The sequence below is a fragment of the uncultured Bacteroides sp. genome (assembly GCF_902491285.1).
Taxonomy (GTDB): domain Bacteria; phylum Bacteroidota; class Bacteroidia; order Bacteroidales; family Bacteroidaceae; genus Bacteroides.
Window position 1 is genome coordinate 12,911 of sequence record NZ_CABUHK010000053.1, and the last position, 18,660, is coordinate 31,570.

Annotated in this window: 12 protein-coding genes; 5 read left to right on the forward strand and 7 right to left on the reverse strand. The window is 47.0% G+C overall.

All coding sequences use genetic code 11. The features are described from left to right. Positions 1–10 precede the first annotated feature (10 nt). On the reverse strand, positions 11–256 hold the full coding sequence (atpC, locus tag RDN93_RS14080; protein ID WP_308746093.1) for an ATP synthase F1 subunit epsilon: 246 nt from the start codon (positions 254–256) through the stop codon (positions 11–13). A gap of 12 nt (positions 257–268) precedes the next feature. Continuing rightward, a complete protein-coding gene (gene atpD / locus RDN93_RS14085; protein WP_308746094.1) occupies positions 269–1,786 on the reverse strand; it encodes a F0F1 ATP synthase subunit beta in 1,518 nt (505 codons plus the stop codon). Between the two features lie 551 nt (positions 1,787–2,337). Here atpD and RDN93_RS14090 point away from each other — a divergent pair. The 4 genes from RDN93_RS14090 (at position 2,338) to RDN93_RS14105 (ending at position 10,123) form a co-directional block, all read left to right on the forward strand. After that, positions 2,338–3,300, forward strand: coding sequence for a hypothetical protein (locus RDN93_RS14090; protein ID WP_308746095.1), 963 nt, complete (start codon positions 2,338–2,340; stop codon positions 3,298–3,300). 44 nt (positions 3,301–3,344) lie between these two features. Beyond that, positions 3,345–4,556 carry a hypothetical protein gene (locus tag RDN93_RS14095; protein WP_308746096.1) on the forward strand — a complete coding sequence of 404 codons (1,212 nt, stop codon included), beginning with the start codon at positions 3,345–3,347 and terminating at the stop codon, positions 4,554–4,556. A 101-nt stretch (positions 4,557–4,657) separates the two neighbouring features. Further along, positions 4,658–8,923 carry a hypothetical protein gene (locus RDN93_RS14100; RefSeq protein ID WP_308746097.1) on the forward strand — a complete coding sequence of 1,422 codons (4,266 nt, stop codon included), beginning with the start codon at positions 4,658–4,660 and terminating at the stop codon, positions 8,921–8,923. Positions 8,924–8,953: 30 nt separating this feature from the next. After that, entirely contained in the window at positions 8,954–10,123 is a 1,170-nt protein-coding gene (locus RDN93_RS14105) for a hypothetical protein (RefSeq protein WP_308746098.1), read from the forward strand. Positions 10,124–10,176: 53 nt separating this feature from the next. Here the strand turns inward: RDN93_RS14105 and purT are convergent, their stop codons facing one another. The 4 genes from purT to RDN93_RS14125 form a co-directional block, all read right to left on the reverse strand. Further along, complete coding sequence (gene purT, locus RDN93_RS14110) at positions 10,177–11,343, reverse strand: formate-dependent phosphoribosylglycinamide formyltransferase (RefSeq protein ID WP_308746110.1); 1,167 nt, start codon at positions 11,341–11,343, stop codon at positions 10,177–10,179. Between the two features lie 62 nt (positions 11,344–11,405). Further along, on the reverse strand, positions 11,406–12,800 hold the full coding sequence (locus RDN93_RS14115; protein WP_308746099.1) for a septum formation initiator family protein: 1,395 nt from the start codon (positions 12,798–12,800) through the stop codon (positions 11,406–11,408). Positions 12,801–12,832: 32 nt separating this feature from the next. Beyond that, positions 12,833–13,456: a chloramphenicol acetyltransferase gene (locus tag RDN93_RS14120; protein ID WP_308746100.1), complete on the reverse strand. Its 624-nt coding sequence runs from the start codon at positions 13,454–13,456 to the stop codon at positions 12,833–12,835. A 126-nt stretch (positions 13,457–13,582) separates the two neighbouring features. Further along, positions 13,583–15,100 carry a DUF4301 family protein gene (locus RDN93_RS14125; RefSeq protein ID WP_308746101.1) on the reverse strand — a complete coding sequence of 506 codons (1,518 nt, stop codon included), beginning with the start codon at positions 15,098–15,100 and terminating at the stop codon, positions 13,583–13,585. Between the two features lie 106 nt (positions 15,101–15,206). Here RDN93_RS14125 and RDN93_RS14130 point away from each other — a divergent pair, with 106 nt between their 5' ends. Continuing rightward, positions 15,207–17,423 carry a RelA/SpoT family protein gene (locus RDN93_RS14130; RefSeq protein WP_308746102.1) on the forward strand — a complete coding sequence of 739 codons (2,217 nt, stop codon included), beginning with the start codon at positions 15,207–15,209 and terminating at the stop codon, positions 17,421–17,423. 77 nt (positions 17,424–17,500) lie between these two features. Here the strand turns inward: RDN93_RS14130 and RDN93_RS14135 are convergent, their stop codons facing one another. Beyond that, positions 17,501–18,658, reverse strand: coding sequence for an MFS transporter (locus RDN93_RS14135; protein ID WP_308746103.1), 1,158 nt, complete (start codon positions 18,656–18,658; stop codon positions 17,501–17,503). Positions 18,659–18,660: the final 2 nt, after the last annotated feature.

Sequence of the window (18,660 nt, forward strand, 5' to 3'; positions counted from 1 at the left end):
GTGTCTTTCTTTAGGAAATGCAAGCAGAAACCGTCCCGTCACTCAATTCGACAAAACCACCCTGAATATCCATTGTATGCTCCTCGCCCTCCATCGTCGTGTAACTCAGCGTTCCCGCCTTCAATGACGAGACGATAGGCGCATGTCCCGGAAGAATGGAAAACGACCCGATCGTGCCCGGCAATGTGACAATCTTCACATCTCCGTCGAATATGCTCTTTTCAGGCGATACTATACTCAAATGCAGTTCTTTCATCACTCTACGTTTTTATTTCTTTGCCTGTTCCAGCAATTTCTTACCTTTCTCTATCGCTTCCTCAATTGTTCCGACATTCAGAAAAGCCTGTTCGGGAAGATAATCCACTTCGCCGTCCAGAATCATCTTGAATCCCTTAATCGTATCTTCGATAGTCACCATCACGCCCGGCACGCCTGTAAACTGTTCAGCTACGGCAAACGGCTGCGAAAGGAAACGCTGCACACGGCGGGCGCGGTTCACTACCGTCTTGTCTTCTTCCGAAAGTTCTTCCATACCGAGGATGGAGATAATATCCTGCAATTCCTTGTTGCGTTGCAGAATCTGCTTCACCCGCTGCGCTACATCATAATGTTCCTGACCTACGATGTGCGGGTCGAGGATACGGGAAGTCGAAGCCAAGGGGTCTACAGCCGGGTAGATACCAAGTTCCGTAATCTTACGGTCGAGCACGGTAGTGGCATCCAAATGGCTGAAGGTAGTTGCAGGAGCCGGATCCGTCAAGTCATCGGCAGGTACATATACTGCCTGTACAGAGGTGATAGAACCTTTACGGGTAGACGTGATACGTTCCTGCATCGCCCCCATTTCCGTAGCCAGTGTCGGTTGATAACCAACGGCGGAAGGCATACGTCCCAAAAGGGCGGATACTTCCGAACCTGCCTGCGTGAAACGGAAAATATTATCAATAAAGAACAGAATATCACGCTTCTCACCCTCACTTCCGGCATCACGGAAAGATTCCGCTACCGTCAGACCGGACAGCGCTACGGAAGCACGTGCACCCGGCGGTTCGTTCATCTGACCGAATATCAGCGATACCTGCGATTTCTCCAGTTCGTTATAATCAACTTTCGAAAGATCCCAATGCCCTTTCTCCATGCCTTCCTTGAATGCTTCACCGTAGCGGATAACGCCCGATTCAATCATTTCACGCAGCAGGTCGTTACCTTCACGGGTACGCTCACCTACTCCGGCAAATACGGAGAATCCGTTATGTTTCTTGGCGATATTATTGATAAGCTCCTGAATCAGTACAGTCTTTCCCACACCGGCACCACCGAACAAACCGATTTTACCACCTTTGGCATACGGTTCGAGCAGGTCAATCACTTTAATACCCGTGAAGAGTACTTCCTGCACAGTTGTCAAGTCTTCAAATTTAGGGGGATCACGGTGGATGGAATATGCACCTTTGCGGTCCAGGTCTTTCATACCGTCGATAGAATCACCGACTACGTTCATCAACCGGCCTTTAATCTGTTCGCCGATAGGCATTGTGATGGGGCCGCCTGTGGGATATACCTTCATACCGCGTTGAAGTCCGTCGGTGCTGTCCATTGCTACGGTACGTACCGTATTCTCACCGATATGTTGCTGTACTTCTACAACCAGTATTTTGCCGTTTGGCCTTTTTATCTCCAGTGCATCGTGAATGCTTGGCAGCACCATTTCTGCATCCGTACCTTCAAAGTACACATCGACCACCGGGCCGATAACCTGAGAGATATGTCCGATAATCTGTGACATAAGCAATCTTTTATTTATATTATTCTTTCACTATTCCTATTGAAATAACAGTATGGCAAGGAACGTTTCGCGTTTTACCTGTTTTACTATTATAATAAACAGTTAAGTTCAACTTTTGTTCATCTATTTTCTATTTCCAGCAAACTATCACCAGAACAAATAGTTAAACAAACAACTGCGCAAATATAGAAACAAATTCGGGAGGTTGTTCTCCCTTTGTCTTTATTTGTCGTTCGATAACACTTATTAGCCCAATAAATACTACAAAAATACCAAAATCCGAATATTTCAGTTACTATTTTCAATAAAACAATATTCTACGATAATAAAATAACAATAAGCTGAATAAACGATTAAAGTTTTCCACCTCTTCATTCAAAATCAGCGAATTAACAGAAAGAGAAAAATAGTAGCAAAGACAACCATTTTCGTGTTCGAGCACGAAGCAACCGTTTCCATACGGATTGATTAATGAAGGTTAAAGCCTTATTTTTCCGAAACAAACAAGAATTAGCTTCTGTTGTCTTCCGAAAACGAAATAAGCCCATGCCATGAAACAAACGCTGTTGCGGCTAACCACCATAAAAACTGATATTCCCCTATACAAAATGTATCCCCGTAAGTCAGTCAGAAGAAGCATCCAATTCTTTCTCATTTCTGTCCTGCCATTGCTGTCGTCCTGCATCAAAGAAGGGATGCAACACTGTCCGCCCCTACAGGTAGAGCTCTCTGTAAAGGATAAAAACTACTCCAACATCAATAATGTGGCGTTGGAAACACGTAAGAGTGAATCTCTCGCTTTTCGCGATTATGTTCCTACACTCTACTATACGCTGCGCAATGTTGCAACCGGTGATATCATAGAAGAACAAGGCATATTCAACGTAACAGGCAATACTCCCACAAACTCCATCACCTTCTGTGAGTGCCTGCCTTTCGGCACATATGTACTGAACGTATGGGGTGGTCTGTCAGACCAATCGCAGCTAACCGGACAATCACTGACCAGTATCCTGCATACTAATCTGACGGAAGCAAACGATGTCTATCTGGCACATGACACGCTGGTGTATGACGAACAACATAGCCATCACTCATTAGCACTGCAACGCACCACCGGAAAGTTGCTGATTCAAATCGCCAATCTTCCTGCCACTGTACGCTACGAGGATAACAGTATCGGACAAATATACGAACGTGTGAACCATAAGTTCGAATATGCAAATCCGGTCACTGTACGTAAGCAAGACACTTGGAATGCCGCTCCGGAGATTGTACTGTACACCATTCTAGCTCCCTCGACAGGAGAACTCCAATCCCCCGTACATCTCAATCTATACGATAAAGCAGACCGAATAACGCCTACACTCACCCCAAAAAATGTGAATGTCACTCTGAAACGTAACGAACTGACTACTTTAAAGTATGTCTACGATGACGAGAAAAGAGACTTCAACATCTTCCTGCTCATAGATGATGTCTGGAAAATCATCTACAACCTAGATATAGATTAATCTCGTTTTTTTCACATATTATTTAATTCTAAAACTTAGCTTAAATGAAAAATTATTTGTTTTTGTCCGCTGTCGGTGCCATGATGCTGGCAGCATGTAGTAATGACGACACAGTTCCTGTGGAAAGTCCTGACGTAGCCCAATCCGGTCAGACGCTCACTCTAACCCTCAACAGTGGTGGTGACGGACTAAGTACACGCGCCGCTCGTCCCGTGAACAGTTCGGAAGCAGCCAATAATGTAACTGCCGTTAAACTGTACATTTATAACGCGGCAGGAACTGACGTTACAGCTTCCGCATTGGCAGCAGGTACGCAAAATCCTATCGTCTGGACAGCAGGTCCGTCTACCCCCGCCGCCCCCGGTGACAATCCGAGTCCTGCGCACAAAGCAAGTCAGACCGTCAAATTGAATAAACTGGCAACCGATGGACAATACACCGTAGTGGCTTACGGTTATAATCTTTCGACCGACTACACCATCAGTGGTGGTGGCAATGCCAGCGACGCGTTCACGGCTACCCTTCCGGCAGCTACCAACGAGTCCGAACTCTTTGCCGGAAAGAACACCTTTAATGTAGTGAACGGTAATATAGAAGCAGGAACCAGCAGCGAAGTCGAACTGCGTCGTCACGTAGCCGGTTTGCTGGGATACTTCAAAAATGTACCTATATTGTACCCGCATCCCACTACCGGTATTCCTACCGTTGTTGCATTCGTCCGTGTATATGCTTCATCCCATGCACCGGCATTCACCTTCCCAAGTGCATTGTTGGTAAATGGTACAGGTAATAATACTAAGACTAAAGTTCTGGAATTTAATCTTGCCACACTAATAACCGACTTCATTGCCCAAACCACTGCTGTCGGGACAGACCTGACCAAAACGTTCAATATTCCCGCCACTACCGGCCTGACAGCCACCGTACCCAACAGTATCCTCAACGGTAAGTTCCTCATTCCATTTGCCAAAGTAGCAAGTGCAACAACTTTTACCGTACAGTTGGAAAATGCCACAGGAGAAGTATTGAAAGAATGGGATATAGTGAACAATGCTCTTACAGGAGACAAGAAAGTGTATGACGTTCAACGCAATTACTTCTACTCCATCGGCCAAAAATATAAAGCCAGTTCTACCGACGGCGGTACAAGCGACCCCGGAGATGCCGACCAACCGATTGACCTGTCAAAAGAGACTGTTATTAACATCACCGTTAACGATGCTTGGGATACGATCTATAACCTTGGCATAGAATAATTTCTTCAATAAGAGGGTGTGCCGAAATAGATTCTAGCCACAGAATCCTTGACACACCTTCTTCACTTACCCCCCTGTTACTAAAGAATCCACTTCCTACAATGAAAACAAAACATATCTTTCTAACCTGCGCCTTCATCCTCTGCCTTTCCGCCTGTCAGGACGAAGAAATAATGCCTGCTCCCGCAGATATTCCTCTGTCGAGAGCCATTGCAGCCACTTCTACTTCCACATCCGTCCTCACCACTGCCAATGGTGGCCTGACGTGGACAGCCAGCCGAAGGGTTCCTCTAGTAGGTGAAGGACGTATCGTAGACGATATGTCGAACGCTTTGATAGAAGTACTCAATAATAATCAGGGTATCGCCAATATGCTCGATACCGATCTGACCAACTCCGCCTCATTCAGTGGCGTGGCAACCGCCAACCTGATAGGCAACCAAATAGCTTCCGTCCGTGACGTCAACCGCACCTATGCCGGTGGACAAGCTGCCGGATTTGTCTACTTGCTGGATAATTCCTCTTTACTCACACTTGATGTCCTGAAAGGTTTCTATCTGAAGACTTACCTCAAAGGTGTGGAACAGGAAATGAAAGGCAGCGACTCACAAGTAGTGGAAACGTTACAACTCAACCTTATCGGTGCTGCCAACAATGGCGGTCAACAGGCTCTTTCTATTACCACCTCATTCAGCAAGCCCTTTGACGAAATCAAAATAGGTATGTACGGTATCTCCGCGACTGTACTAAATGCCCTGAAACTATACTACGCCTTTGTAGGCGACACCCCCATACAACCCGCCGTAACCGGAAACGCTTACTATACAAACGGCGTAGCGGTACATACCAACTCTATCCTGGAATTGACTTGGACCACTGTCCCCAATAGCGGCGAATTAATAGACGCCAACCTGAGCAACGGTCCCTCTTTCAGCCTGATAGGCTCATTACTACAACCCCGTGCCACGATCAATTTCAAACAAGTAATCCCCATAGAAGCCGAAGTCGGATTCAATCTTTCCAACCTCGGACTTGCCAATATCAGCCTGTTGGGTACAACTACATTAACCACCTACGATGCTAATGACACACAACAGGAACAGGTTTCTATCAGCAACCTCCTCGGCATTTCCGCTATTATAGGTGGCGGCACACAAGTCAGTATGGTGTTAAAGAAACCCTGTACACAGGTCAAAATACAATTTTCCGGAATAAATGTCAACCTGGGAACTACGACTATCAATTACGCCTTTGTACGTGATGCGTCAATAGTAGACCCATCGAGCTTTTTCTCACTAAGTAACGCCACGATTACAGGCAATTCTTACCAGTTAGTACCCCCTGCCACCGGAAGCGTGAACTACACCGTCACCAGCTACCCTTCAGGAGCTACTCCTGTCGTTAGCAACAATAAAATAACGGGTATGACCGTCAACGGCAGCTACCAGGTGACAGGAACCTACACCGCAGCCAACGGCACTGTTTACACACAGACCGCTACGATAACCCGCAATGCTGTTTCCAACGGCTCTGCTTCCTGCAATACAATGATAACCGGCATCAGCAACGGAGCTACCGTCTATGCCCCTTCCGGCGGCGGATGTCTGCTATGCGTAGGTGAAGGCACTAATTTTACGGGAAAAAGCAACCTCATCGACAACAATCCCGATAACTATATCACCTATTATAATGTAGCAAGTATTGCCGCCAATACCTCCATTGTAGGTATTCGGACAGCAGCCACTACCCCTGTCAATACTTCGAAAGCGCAAATCCGTACAGGATTTGTTATCCAGACTTCTTCGAAGCTGCTCAGTGCTAACGTGCTTAAATATCTTATCATACGTCTGTATCGGAATGGTGTGAAGATATTCGAAAGTACCGCAGACAACAATAATGCCATCTCCGCGGGACTGATAGGTGACAGTGGCAATAAAGTGCGTGTCGGTGTCACCACCAATCTGGAATTCGATGCCATCGAACTTTGGACGGGTGGCATACTCAACCTCAATCTGAATGCTTTCCGCATTTACTATGCTTATTGGGAAAACGTGAGCGACAACTGTTACAACAGTAGCATAGCCAATGCCTGTCTTCAACTTATGACACCTTCCACATATGGAGCAAGCATCAACTACGCTGCCACCGGAAGTCCGGGAGTAGCCCATATAGGAACTTCCCTTAATAATTTAGGCAACCTGATAGATGCCGACGAAAACACTTATTCCACCATTACCACTACCAATGCACTGGGAGCAGTCACCGTAGCAGTGAAGTTCAATCGGATACAGCAGAAACAACCTGTAGGCTTTATCGTGGCAGATCCTGCCGGAATAGCCGGAGCCGACCTGATAAACTGGACTACACTCTCCGTCTATAATGCAGGCGTACTGGTGGGACAGACCGGAACAGGTGGCGTATTGGGACTGGATGTAATCGGAACAAACAGTAGGCAGTACATGGAAGCAACTCCTTCTTCCGCCCCTTTCGATGAAGTACGGATAACCTTTTCCGGAGTTGTCAATGCACTGAAAACAATTCAACTGGGAGGAGTTTATACTCGCCAGGACAGCAACGGTGACGGCATTCCTGACTGTGCCGAAGTGACTCCCGGACAGGACGAGACGATTGATTTTCTCGGTGTCACCGCACATCTCTGTCAAGGCAGCCCCATCGTCCTGCAAGTGAAGGGTGGAACGAATGGCAATAATTACTTGCTGCGTTTCTACAACGTCGTTAAGAATAACGAAGTTACTGATAAAACGGTGGCCCTCACTAATCAGACCTTTACCATCACCAATATGCCCGCAGGGGATTATTATATCTCCATCTATGATGCCGGCGGCACGAAGCTATATTACAACGGCATCCATTCCACCGTCCACCCGCTGCGCACCACCTGGAAAACCAATGCCGGCACTTCCAACTGGAACACGTGGGGTAACTGGAGTGACGGGAGTCCCTGGCAATGTACGGACGTCATTATCCCGTCCGGTGCGGCCCTCTATCCCGTACTCGTGCAAGGAGACGCCAACTATTGCAACAATCTCCACTTCGCCCCGAACGCAGAAATAGTAAATACTCACTATCTCACCTATTCGCAGGCATGGGCGGAAATGGCGCTGCAATCCGGATGCTACTATATGCTGTCCGCCCCGTTGAAAGCGACTTTCACAGGAGATATGTTTATCCCTGCTTCCATGAGCGGAACACAGAACAACGACTTCTTCGTGACTCTGAACGAAACGACTTCCCCGGAAAACCGTTTCAGCCCCCGTATCTACCAACGCCTTTGGAGTCATGACGCCCCCGGACAGAAGATTAGTGGCGGAACGCTGACTCCTGTCACCGTCACTCCGGACAAGACCAACTGGACACCGCCTTTCAACGCGTTGAACCAAGCCTACACCGTAGGCATGGGATTTTCCTTATTGGCAGACAAAGAATCGGTATCGGGCAACACGCTCACATTCCGTTTCCCCAAAGCGCACACACATTATACCTATTATAATATGTCGGGACAAGGAACTTCGTATAGCGAAAACCTGACACGGACGCTTCCCGGACGCTTTATCTACGAGAACAGTAGCGGAACGGTTACATTCCCTTATACCGTGAACGCCACGAACAAAGCCGCCGGAACGAGCTTCCTCATCGGAAATCCCTTTATGACGCATATACGCATCGACCGTTTTATGACAGACAATCCTAGCGTGACATCCATCAAAGTATATGACGGCAATAGCAACAACTCCGTCATCAAAGTAGACGGACAGCTATTGACGAACGGCAGTAATTTTCAGTATATCGCGCCGATGCAATCCTTCTTTGTCACTGTCAGCCTGCCCGCTACCGGTCTTTCGGTGAAGTTCACCGAAGCCGCCCTGACGCAGGCTCCAGGCTCGGGCGGATTGATGCGTAGCACCCGTGCCATGTCTTTGTCCGGTAGCACCTCTGCTTCACGGCCTACTCTGTTACTCTCGGCAACAGCCGGGAATATCACTTCCGGTTGTCTGATACGCCTGTCCTCTTCCGCCCGCGACGGTTTTCGTGCAGGCGAAGATTCCGAGCTGTTGATGGATAACGAGGTTTCTCCAATCATTGCCGTGTTCAGTATTTCCGATGAGAAAGCACTTGATATCCAGCAACTCAATAATGCCGTTCAGATTCCTTTGGGATTCAGTCTGCGCAATCCTGCACGGGTTACGTTAAAACTTTCCCACGACAGTGGAAATGCCTGGAAGAACTGGTCGCTCATGGATACGCAGACAGGAAAACGTACTTCATTATCTGCCTCGGAAACGACACTGGATTTAGGAATACTATCTACGCACGTAGGAAGATTTTATCTAATGAAGAATCAATAATAAAGAATCATACCTGAAAAATATAGCATTATGAAACGGAATCATATAGGAAGAAAGTGGGCGTTCTTGCTGTCGGCGGTGCTGATAACCGCTTGCCAGCAAGGAGAAGAGATAGAAGAACTGGTGGAACCTGTGCCTCAGGAGAAAGCAGGTGAAGTCATTCTTAACTTCACTGTAGCAGGCGAGTTGTCAGTAAGTGCTGATCCGGCGAGTACCCGTACCGAACTGCCCGGTTCGGGCAATATTCAGCATGCGACGTCCGTCCAGCTCTATATTTTCAATGGAACGGGTAACGATGCCGTTTGCATAGCATCCGAAGATGTCGGCTGGTCTGACTACTTCGGTAATGTGCCGCCCACAGTGACTGCTACCATGAAATATCATGTAAAGTATGAAGGACTTGTGAAGGATACCCCTTACACTTTTCTTGCTGTCGGAATGGATGCGTCTTCCCGCACTACTTATGGATTCCCCAATGCCATCCAAGTAAATACTACCACGCTAGGCAATGCCATCGCCACCCTGTCCGGCTCGGAAACAACCACTTGGAGCAATATACGTACTTCCGAACTTTTTGCCGGAGCCACCATATTGACTCCCGGCAACTATGGTACACAAGGTAATGTAGATCTTTGGCGACGAGTAGCGGGTGTAATGGGCTGGTTCACAAATGTTCCCACTCTTATTGGTACTACTACCGTAACCGCCATACGTATCACTCTCTATACTCAACAAAACAAAAGTGTCCCATTACTGCAACGCAGTCAAACCCCAGTATTCAAGGATTACATAGCCAGCCCCCTTTCTGCTTCCACCGGCGGACGAATATTGGTGCAAATCCCTGTACCCACAGGCACATTACCTGTCGCCACGCTATCCAAAGGCGCTTATGTACTGCCAATTCCTGCTCCCGCCGCAGTGAACGACAATGATTACACGTTGAAAGTGGAAATTATAAACGCTGCCGGAAATACATTACGTTCGGCACGTGTCACTCTCTCCGACAGCGATGATACAAATTCTTCTACCGGAAACGGCACGGGAATTATCGACCCGCAAGGCGTTTACCGCTTTCCTATCATTGCCAATCATTTTTATGGAATAGGTACACCGCTTGCTCCTATTAATCTGGGAACAATAGGAACAAGAACCGGAATACGGGCAAAGGTGATGACAGAATGGGAGGACACCTTCTTTTAATGTGATTTCCTTAATATCACATCTTGTAACAGATTCCGAGTTATGTATAATTTTTAAAACACTTCTACCTTTTCAGCGATTTTCTTGGCCTTATCACGCAACACGTCGAGGTCGGAATTCAACGGAGCATAGCAGAGCACTACCCCCATACGGCGGTTGACACGGGTAAACGGTTTGCCGAATATACGGAGATAGGTATCCTCTTCCTTTGTCACCTCTTCCAGTCCACGATATTGGGGACGTTCCTGGCTGGCAATCGGAGAAAGAATAACGGCACTTGCCCCTATCCGCTCCTGCTTGATGCCGGGAATAGGCAGACCCAGTACGGCACGGAGATGAAGCTCAAATTCGTTCAGGTTTTGTGTTCCTGCCAGTGTCACCATGCCCGTATCATGCGGACGTGGAGAAAGTTCGGAGAAATAAACTCCGTTTTCGTGACTCAAGAAAAATTCCACACCCCACAATCCTGCACCTGTCAGGGCACGGGTTACTTTTTCAGCCATCTCTTCCGCTTCTTTCAGGTGAGCGGGGTCGATATGTGCGGGTTGGAAACTTTCACGGTAATCGCCACCCTTCTGTACATGTCCGATAGGCGGGCAGAACAAGGTAGGACCGTTCTTCTGGGTGACAGTCAGCAAAGTGATCTCACTGTCGAACTTGATAAATTCTTCGATGATAAGCTCACGGATATCACCACGGCTACCACTGCATCCATATTCCCAGGCATGTTCGAGCTCATCGGCACTCTTTACGAGGGACTGTCCTTTGCCGGATGAGGACATTAAAGGTTTTACCACACAAGGAAAACCGATTTTAGCGGCAGCCTCTTTCAGTTCTTCCAGTGATTTGGCATAGAAATATTTCGCTGTCTTCAGTCCGAGTTCTTTGGCAGCAAGGTCGCGAATAGCCTTACGGTTCATCGTGAAGTTGACGGCACGGGCACTAGGCACTACCTGGATTCCTTCTTTCTCGAAGTCGTACAGACGTTCTGTGCGGATTGCCTCAATTTCCGGCACGATAATATCCGGCTGATGTTTCTTTACGACACGTTCCAGTTCTTCACCATCCAGCATGTCGAATACTTCAAATTCATCGGCTACTTGCATAGCCGGAGCTCCTGCATAAGAGTCACAGGCAATGATATGCTGACCTTTACGTTGAGCTGAGATTACAAACTCCTTTCCAAGTTCTCCAGAACCGAGTAACAGTATTTTCTTCATCATTTTGAGTGTTTTATATTAGTGACGCAAAATTAGTATATTTCGATGAAATACGGCTTTTTTTAGTGACGTACTTTCGGATATTTATTGTGAAAACGGAAACCGAGTCCGAGCATCAGGTAATTAGGGGTCTGAAAATTCTGAAGATTGTAGCCGATGTGAAGGAAAGAACTTCGGGTGATGTTCATCTTCAAGGCAACCACCTGATATAGCCCCCGTAAATCGCCGCGACCCAATACGTTCGAACCAAGACCGACACCAATAGTGAAATAAGGCATCACGTATTCCGCACGTCCCGAAACGCCCAAAGCCAACTGGTGTTGGATTCCCGGTCTGCAGAAACGGCGTGAACCGTTGCTATCTCCGTATTCTGAAATGACATCTTCGATGTATACATTGGCACTACCGTCATAAACCCCGTCCAACGAAACTCCAAAACGAAATTTATAGCTGAGATTGTACATCGGAGCAAAGTTGAATCCCGCCACAGGATAACTGCCGGGAGAAGCGATCTGTTTCCCACTGTCTACATATACGCCTTTCCGGCGCCATGAACCGAACATGACAAGGTCATAACTGATGTGACGCGGGAAACGGGGAATAAGCGGAGTCACCAAAGATTTAGCCAAATCCGATTCTTCACGGTTGAAGTTGTAGACCAGTCCGATTTTAGCTCCGGTAGTATTCACTCCCGCATTGGGGAACTTCGTGTTTCCGTTGGAGAAATGCGTAAAGTCTCCACCGATAATCAGGTCGAAATTGCGGGAGAATGCCCAATTCAGATAAATACCTGCATTGAGGTAGGCATTCATACGGGAACCGACGGCCCCGTTGTAGGAATTATAATCATTATCGTACGGTTGCCATCCGGTTGAGATGCCGAAGTTCCATTCGTAATTGAGCGAAAGACGCGGGTTGAAACGGGCGATACGGGCTCCTTGAAACAGATAGAAAGTGACAGGGTCACCAAGTTGTTTCTTGTCGCCAAAAGTGGTGAGAGCCAGACCGAATCCTTGATATGCACCGCCATAGATACGGTCGGCACAAGTATTGGGACGGAATTTGAATGAATATTTCAGATGGGCGGCAAAAGACGTCTGAATCGGTTTCCACCGTTCGTTCTCTCCACGCAGGAAAGGATTGGTGGGAAATACGTATTGCGGGCGTGCCTCTATTCCCAAACGATGGATGAAACGATGGGGAGTGTAGGTCGAAACAGTATCAAATCCATATTCACCGTACTCCGGGAAATAGCCCTGCCGGAGTTCCCGGATTTCCTCCTGCAACTTCCGGACTTCCTGACGAAGCTCACGAACATCATGTTGAAGTTGCTTCACGTTCTGCCGGACATCTTCCAATGTATCTTGTCGTACCTCCTGTGCATATAAGAAAGTCCGCGGAAAGAGTAATAACGAATAGAAGGCAATGACTTTCCATCTTGATACTTTTAATCTCATATAAGTCTAGTTTGTCTTTTTTAGAACGAAGTTTATAAATCGAGGATTTCAATAAACTTGGCGACATGATAACCATCCATCAATCCATGATGGCAAGTGACGGAAACGGGCATCATCAACTTCTCTCCTTCGTGGAAGTACTTTCCGGTAGAGATTTTGGGGACACTATCTCCCGAATGCATATTGGTGGGGTGCTTCATATCTGTGAAAGTGAGCCACGGAACAGCCGAGTAGTGGATGGCGTTGGGATGGAATGTCCCCCCTTTATTCAGTCCGGTAGTAGCTTGCAGGCGTTCCATTTCAGTTTTCGCTTTACGGATAAAGACGAGTTCGTCCGGGTCATATTCAAAAGCAGCAAAAGAAAACGTATGGTCGGCACGACCTACGGTGGCTTCGGGCAGAAGGCTGTCATAACACACTACCCTGTCACCTTCGATACGGTAGCGGAATTCTTCGACTTTGGCGGCAGCCGTGATAATCCGGTGCAAGACCAAGAGGGAGAAAGATATGCCTTTGTCTTTGGCTTCCCGATAAGCACGAGTACAATCTACATTGACCGTCACTCCGAAAAACGGGTCGTCAAAAGCACTGAAGTGCTCGAAATGTTCTTTTCTGTTCCAAGTAGCAATATCAATGACTTTCTCAATCTGATTCATTCTAAACACTCTTTTTTTTAATAAAACCGGTTGCTTGCGGACATACGTCCGCTCACGCAACCGGAATGTTAGTTTGTGGAAAACGACCGCTCAATTTTCCCTCATCGGACAGTCGCACTTTTTTCTTTATTGATGTTGCTCACGCAGCAAGTCATTGACCGTCTTTACCGGATTGAAGGTAGAAAGGGGAACTTCTACAAATACGGTATTCCAGTCACTCATCGCACCGTTCCACAAGCCGGGAAGTTCGAGAGCTTTCAGGTCTTTGCCGTTCTTTGATTTGTAGGAGATGAAGCCTGTTGCCTTATCCACGTATTTCACCAAATCGAACTTATGACCTTTATAGTCACGTACAGCACATACCAGGTCTACCGGATTAAAGTGCGTACCTTTCTCGAACATTTCCTTCTTTTCGGGGTCGTTCATGTCGATTTGTGAGCTTTCGAGGATTTGCAGGGAGATAGTTCCGTCACTGTTGTATGCAAGGAACGGCCCGCCGCCAGGTTCACCTACGTTCTTCACCATTCCGCAGACACGCATCGGACGGTTCAGTTTGTTCTTCAAGTAAATGGCAAGTACAGAATCTTCGAGGTCTTTCGTTTCCGGATTCTTGCAGAAGAGTTTCTTTTGCAGGAATTGGAGCATTTCCATCATCTGGTCGTGCGTATATTTACCGCTGTCGAGCAGTTCGAGGTATTCGAAAGCTTGTTTCTGCAGGGCGACAAGTACACCGGCAATTAGTTTCTTATAGGTAACGGTATCTTCCTTCAGTTTGTCGGGGACTACGTTATCTATGTTCTTGATAAAGATAATATCAGCATCGAGATCATTCAGGTTCTCAATCAATGCACCGTGTCCGCCCGGACGAAACAACAGTTTGCCGTTATCGCGGAACGGTTGGTTGTCCATATCAGCGGCAATAGTGTCGGTGCTCGGCTTCTGTTCGGAGAAAGTGATATAATAATCCACTCCGTAGCGTTTGGCAAATTCTCCCGCCTTTTCTTCCACGAGTTTCTTGAAAAGTTCACGGTGTTCGGTAGATACGGTAAAGTGCACATTGACTTTGCCACTCTTTCCGGCTGCGTACATGGCTCCTTCGGCAAGATGTTCTTCCAACGGAGTACGTGCGCCTTCGGGATATTTATGGAATTTGAGCAGGCCTTTCGGCAGTGCGCCGTAATTCAAGCCGGCAGTTTCGAGCAATGCAGATACTACAGCTTTATAGTTGCCTTCTTCGATTAATCCGGGAATGTCCTTTCCGGCTGTACGCTGGCAAGCTACATTGAGGTCGTCATAGAAAGCAAAATCCTTGATGCCGTCAAAGAATGCTTGTTCGAACTTTGTAGTCGGTTTGTCATAATCGGCAGACAGAAACTCAAACAGGTTCTTGAACATACGGCTTGCGGCACCCGAAGCCGGTACAAACTTCACAATGGTCTTATCCGTGTTTGTATATGCATCCCACGCTGCCAAATACGCCTTCTGCTCTTCGGCATTAGGAGCCAATATACCTTTTTCAATGGAAGCGGCAGCGTCCAGTTTCAAAAAAGGAAAACCTGTCTGGAAGCAAGCTAGTTGCTCTGCTATTTGCGCTTCCGTAATACCTTTCTTGGCAAGCAACTCTTTGTCCTGTGTCGTTATCATAATATCTAATTTTATTAATTGATGCCCAAAAATACAAAATGTTATTTACTTCTTGCCGAATAACCGAGAAAAAAAGTAATTTTACATCGAATTAACAAGATTGAATATGGACGACTTTTTTACACCAGAGGAAAAAAAGGAGCTTTTTTCACTCTACCGGCATTTGATGAAATCTGCCGGAGACAGCATTTTTTGGCGGGACTGCCAAAAGTTAAAGAGCCATTTAATAAAAGCAGCCCAGTGTAACGGGTTGCAACGCAATAACTTCGGGATGAATCCCGTCATCAGAGATTTACAAACGGCGGTCATCGTAGCCGAGGAAATCGGCATGAAGGGCTCATGCCTCATCGGTATCATGCTGCACGAAATTGTAAAGGCGCATATACTGTCTATCGAAGAAGTGAATACCGAATACGGAGAAGATGTGGCAAGTATCATCAAGGGATTGGTGAAAACGAACGAATTGTATGCCAAGAGCCCGGCGATAGAGTCGGAGAATTTCCGTAATCTCCTGCTCTCGTTTGCCGAAGATATGCGTGTCATCCTGATTATGATTGCCGACCGCGTGAACGTGATGCGCAAAATCAAGGATACGGGTAACGAGGAAGACCGCAACAAGGTGGCGAACGAAGCTGCTTATCTATATGCTCCGCTGGCGCACAAGCTGGGACTTTATAAGCTGAAATCGGAACTTGAGGATTTGTCGCTGAAATACACGCAACGGGATACCTATTATTATATAAAGGATAAGTTGAACGAGACGAAGGCTTCACGCGACAAGTATATCGCCGCTTTTATCAAGCCTATACAGAAGAAGGTGGCGGCAGCAGGATTGAAGTTCGACATCAAGGGACGCACCAAGTCCATACATTCGATATGGAACAAGATTCAGAAACAGAAAACACCGTTCGAAGGTATTTACGACTTGTTCGCCATCCGTATTATACTGGATTCGGAACCGGATCCGGCAAAGGAGAAGCAGGAATGCTGGCAGGTATATTCTATCGTGACAGATATGTACCAGCCCAACCCGAAGCGCCTGCGCGACTGGCTTTCTATCCCGAAGAGCAACGGTTACGAGTCGTTGCACATCACCGTGATGGGACCGGAAGGAAAATGGGTGGAAGTACAGATACGTACCCGCCGCATGGACGAAATCGCCGAACGCGGCTTGGCGGCACACTGGAGATACAAAGGTATCAAAGGTGAAACAGGACTGGACGAATGGTTGACTTCGGTTCGGGAAGCGTTGGAGAATGCGGACAACGACTCGATGAAAGTAATGGATCAGTTCAAGATGGATCTTTACGAAGATGAGGTTTTCGTATTTACTCCCAAAGGGGATTTGTTCAAATTGGCGAAAGGTGCTACGGTACTTGATTTCGCTTTCCATATCCATAGCAAACTGGGATGCAAATGCATCGGCGCCAAAGTGAACGGTAAGAATGTACAGCTAAAACAGAAGCTGAACAGCGGCGACCAGGTGGAGATTATGACCTCGAATACCCAGACTCCGAAACAGGACTGGCTGAATATCGTAACAACCTCCAAAGCCCGCACAAAGATTCGCCAGGCACTCAAGGAGATGGTGGCCCGTCAGCATGACTTTGCAAAAGAAACATTGGAACGGAAGTTCAAGAACCGCAAACTGGAGTATGATGAAGCGACTATGATGCGCCTTATCAAGCGGTTGGGGTTCAAAAATGTGACAGAATTTTATCAGAAAATAGCTGATGAAGCACTCGATGTCAATGAGGTTCTGGACAAATACGTCGAACAGCAGAAGCGGGATAATGATACGCATGACGAGATTGTATATCGTAGCGCCGAAGGATATAATATGCAGGTGCCACAAGAGGAAACGACATCGAAAGAAGATGTGCTTGTAATCGACCAAAACCTGAAAGGACTGGAGTTCAAACTCGCCAAATGCTGTAATCCAATTTATGGCGATGATGTATTCGGTTTCGTGACGGTAAGCGGAGGCATCAAGATTCACAGGAAAGACTGTCCGAATGCAAACCAGATGCGTGAGCGCTTCGGTTACCGGATTGTAAAGGCTCGTTGGGCGGGCAAGTCGGAAGGCACGCAGTATCCTATCACGTTGCGCGTTGTAGGACATGATGATATTGGCATTGTAACGAATATCACTTCTATTATATCAAAGGAAAACGGAATCACACTGCGTTCCATCGGCATTGACTCGCATGACGGGTTATTCTCCGGAACGCTGACGATTATGGTCGGTGATACGGGAAGGCTGGAAGCGCTTATCAAGAAGTTGCGGACTGTAAAGGGAGTAAAACAAGTAAGCCGGAATTAATACGGAATTTGCATATTAAAAATAATGACGCTATCCGCATGGGATAGCGTCACTATTTTTATAGTAATTTATGCCCCCTATCTCACTTTCTTTCTCATATAATAAGGATACGTTACAATGACGAAGAACACCAAGGCTACCGAAGCTACTATCTGCCCGATATGAAGCATTTTTCCGGTATCCATATCCAGGTAACACGTAGTGACAATACCTAAAGATACTCCCACCTCGCTTGCCAGAAGATGAGTGGTGTTTGCCGTTCCGCGCTGACAATGATAGGATAGCTTCACAAACATAACCAGAAATTCCGGCATGATAAGTCCTAATCCAAGTCCTAAGAGTACAGAAGGAGCAACTACCGAGTCAGCCGCATTCAGCAGAGACATCGCCAGCATTTCAAGTCCGATTCCTATAATGACCAGCCTTAGCGTTTTCTCTTTCATGAAAAACAAACGGGCAAGGAACAGAGACACGAGGTATCCGGTTCCTACTCCTACAAAGAAAGGCACGGGAATTCCCATATTTCCTAATACAGAGTCGTTAAGGAAAGGATGGACAAGCGGAATCAGCAACCCCGGTACAAACGTAATCAGAATCATATTGATGGCAGGAACCCATCCACGCAACAGCAGAAATCGGTCGAAAGAATAGAGTCTGGTGACAATCGGCGCACGAAAAGGCACATAAACACCTGACGCAACCAGAATTCCTGCTGCTCCGGTGATAACGGAGACGGACAGTAAATTCTGAAAGGAGTAACTTTTGTAAAGCCATACTCCGAGGACGATGCCCAGAATCATTCCCAGACGTGCCATCCATGAGAAACTGACATTACCCGCACTGCGCAGTGTGGAGTTGGTGATGTCAATCGCCAGAGTGATGCCTGCCGTTGTAGCTATGCCGAATGATAATCCCTGCACGGTGCTCAACAGGATAAGTTCCGTCATGTTGGTCACAAAAGCATAACCTGCCGTTGCCGCTACCATGAGGGCAAAAGAGAATACACACACTGTCTTACGTTTGTATGCATCTACAAGATAGGCATGGAAAGGACCGATAAGGAACATTCCCAGCGTGAAAAAGAGAAAGATTACTCCTGTCTGTGCAACCGGCACTCCGAGACGGTCGGCCATCTCAACGGAAAGTACCGGAAATAACACATACAAGGATATAAACAATAGCAAATTAGCTACACATATCCGCATAAAATGTATTGTCCACAATTTAACCGCCATAT

Bases quoted from the DNA above. Each gene is read 5' to 3' on its own strand.
- RDN93_RS14135 (WP_308746103.1), bottom strand. From the start codon at position 18,658: ATGGCGGTTAAATTGTGGACAATACATTTTATGCGGATATGTGTAGCT.
- RDN93_RS14095 (WP_308746096.1), top strand. From the start codon at position 3,345: ATGAAAAATTATTTGTTTTTGTCCGCTGTCGGTGCCATGATGCTGGCA.
- RDN93_RS14090 (WP_308746095.1), top strand. From the start codon at position 2,338: ATGAAACAAACGCTGTTGCGGCTAACCACCATAAAAACTGATATTCCC.
- atpD (WP_308746094.1), bottom strand. From the start codon at position 1,786: ATGTCACAGATTATCGGACATATCTCTCAGGTTATCGGCCCGGTGGTC.
- RDN93_RS14120 (WP_308746100.1), bottom strand. From the start codon at position 13,456: ATGAATCAGATTGAGAAAGTCATTGATATTGCTACTTGGAACAGAAAA.
- RDN93_RS14105 (WP_308746098.1), top strand. From the start codon at position 8,954: ATGAAACGGAATCATATAGGAAGAAAGTGGGCGTTCTTGCTGTCGGCG.
- RDN93_RS14130 (WP_308746102.1), top strand. From the start codon at position 15,207: ATGGACGACTTTTTTACACCAGAGGAAAAAAAGGAGCTTTTTTCACTC.
- atpC (WP_308746093.1), bottom strand. From the start codon at position 256: ATGAAAGAACTGCATTTGAGTATAGTATCGCCTGAAAAGAGCATATTC.
- RDN93_RS14115 (WP_308746099.1), bottom strand. From the start codon at position 12,800: ATGAGATTAAAAGTATCAAGATGGAAAGTCATTGCCTTCTATTCGTTA.
- RDN93_RS14125 (WP_308746101.1), bottom strand. From the start codon at position 15,100: ATGATAACGACACAGGACAAAGAGTTGCTTGCCAAGAAAGGTATTACG.
- RDN93_RS14100 (WP_308746097.1), top strand. From the start codon at position 4,658: ATGAAAACAAAACATATCTTTCTAACCTGCGCCTTCATCCTCTGCCTT.
- purT (WP_308746110.1), bottom strand. From the start codon at position 11,343: ATGAAGAAAATACTGTTACTCGGTTCTGGAGAACTTGGAAAGGAGTTT.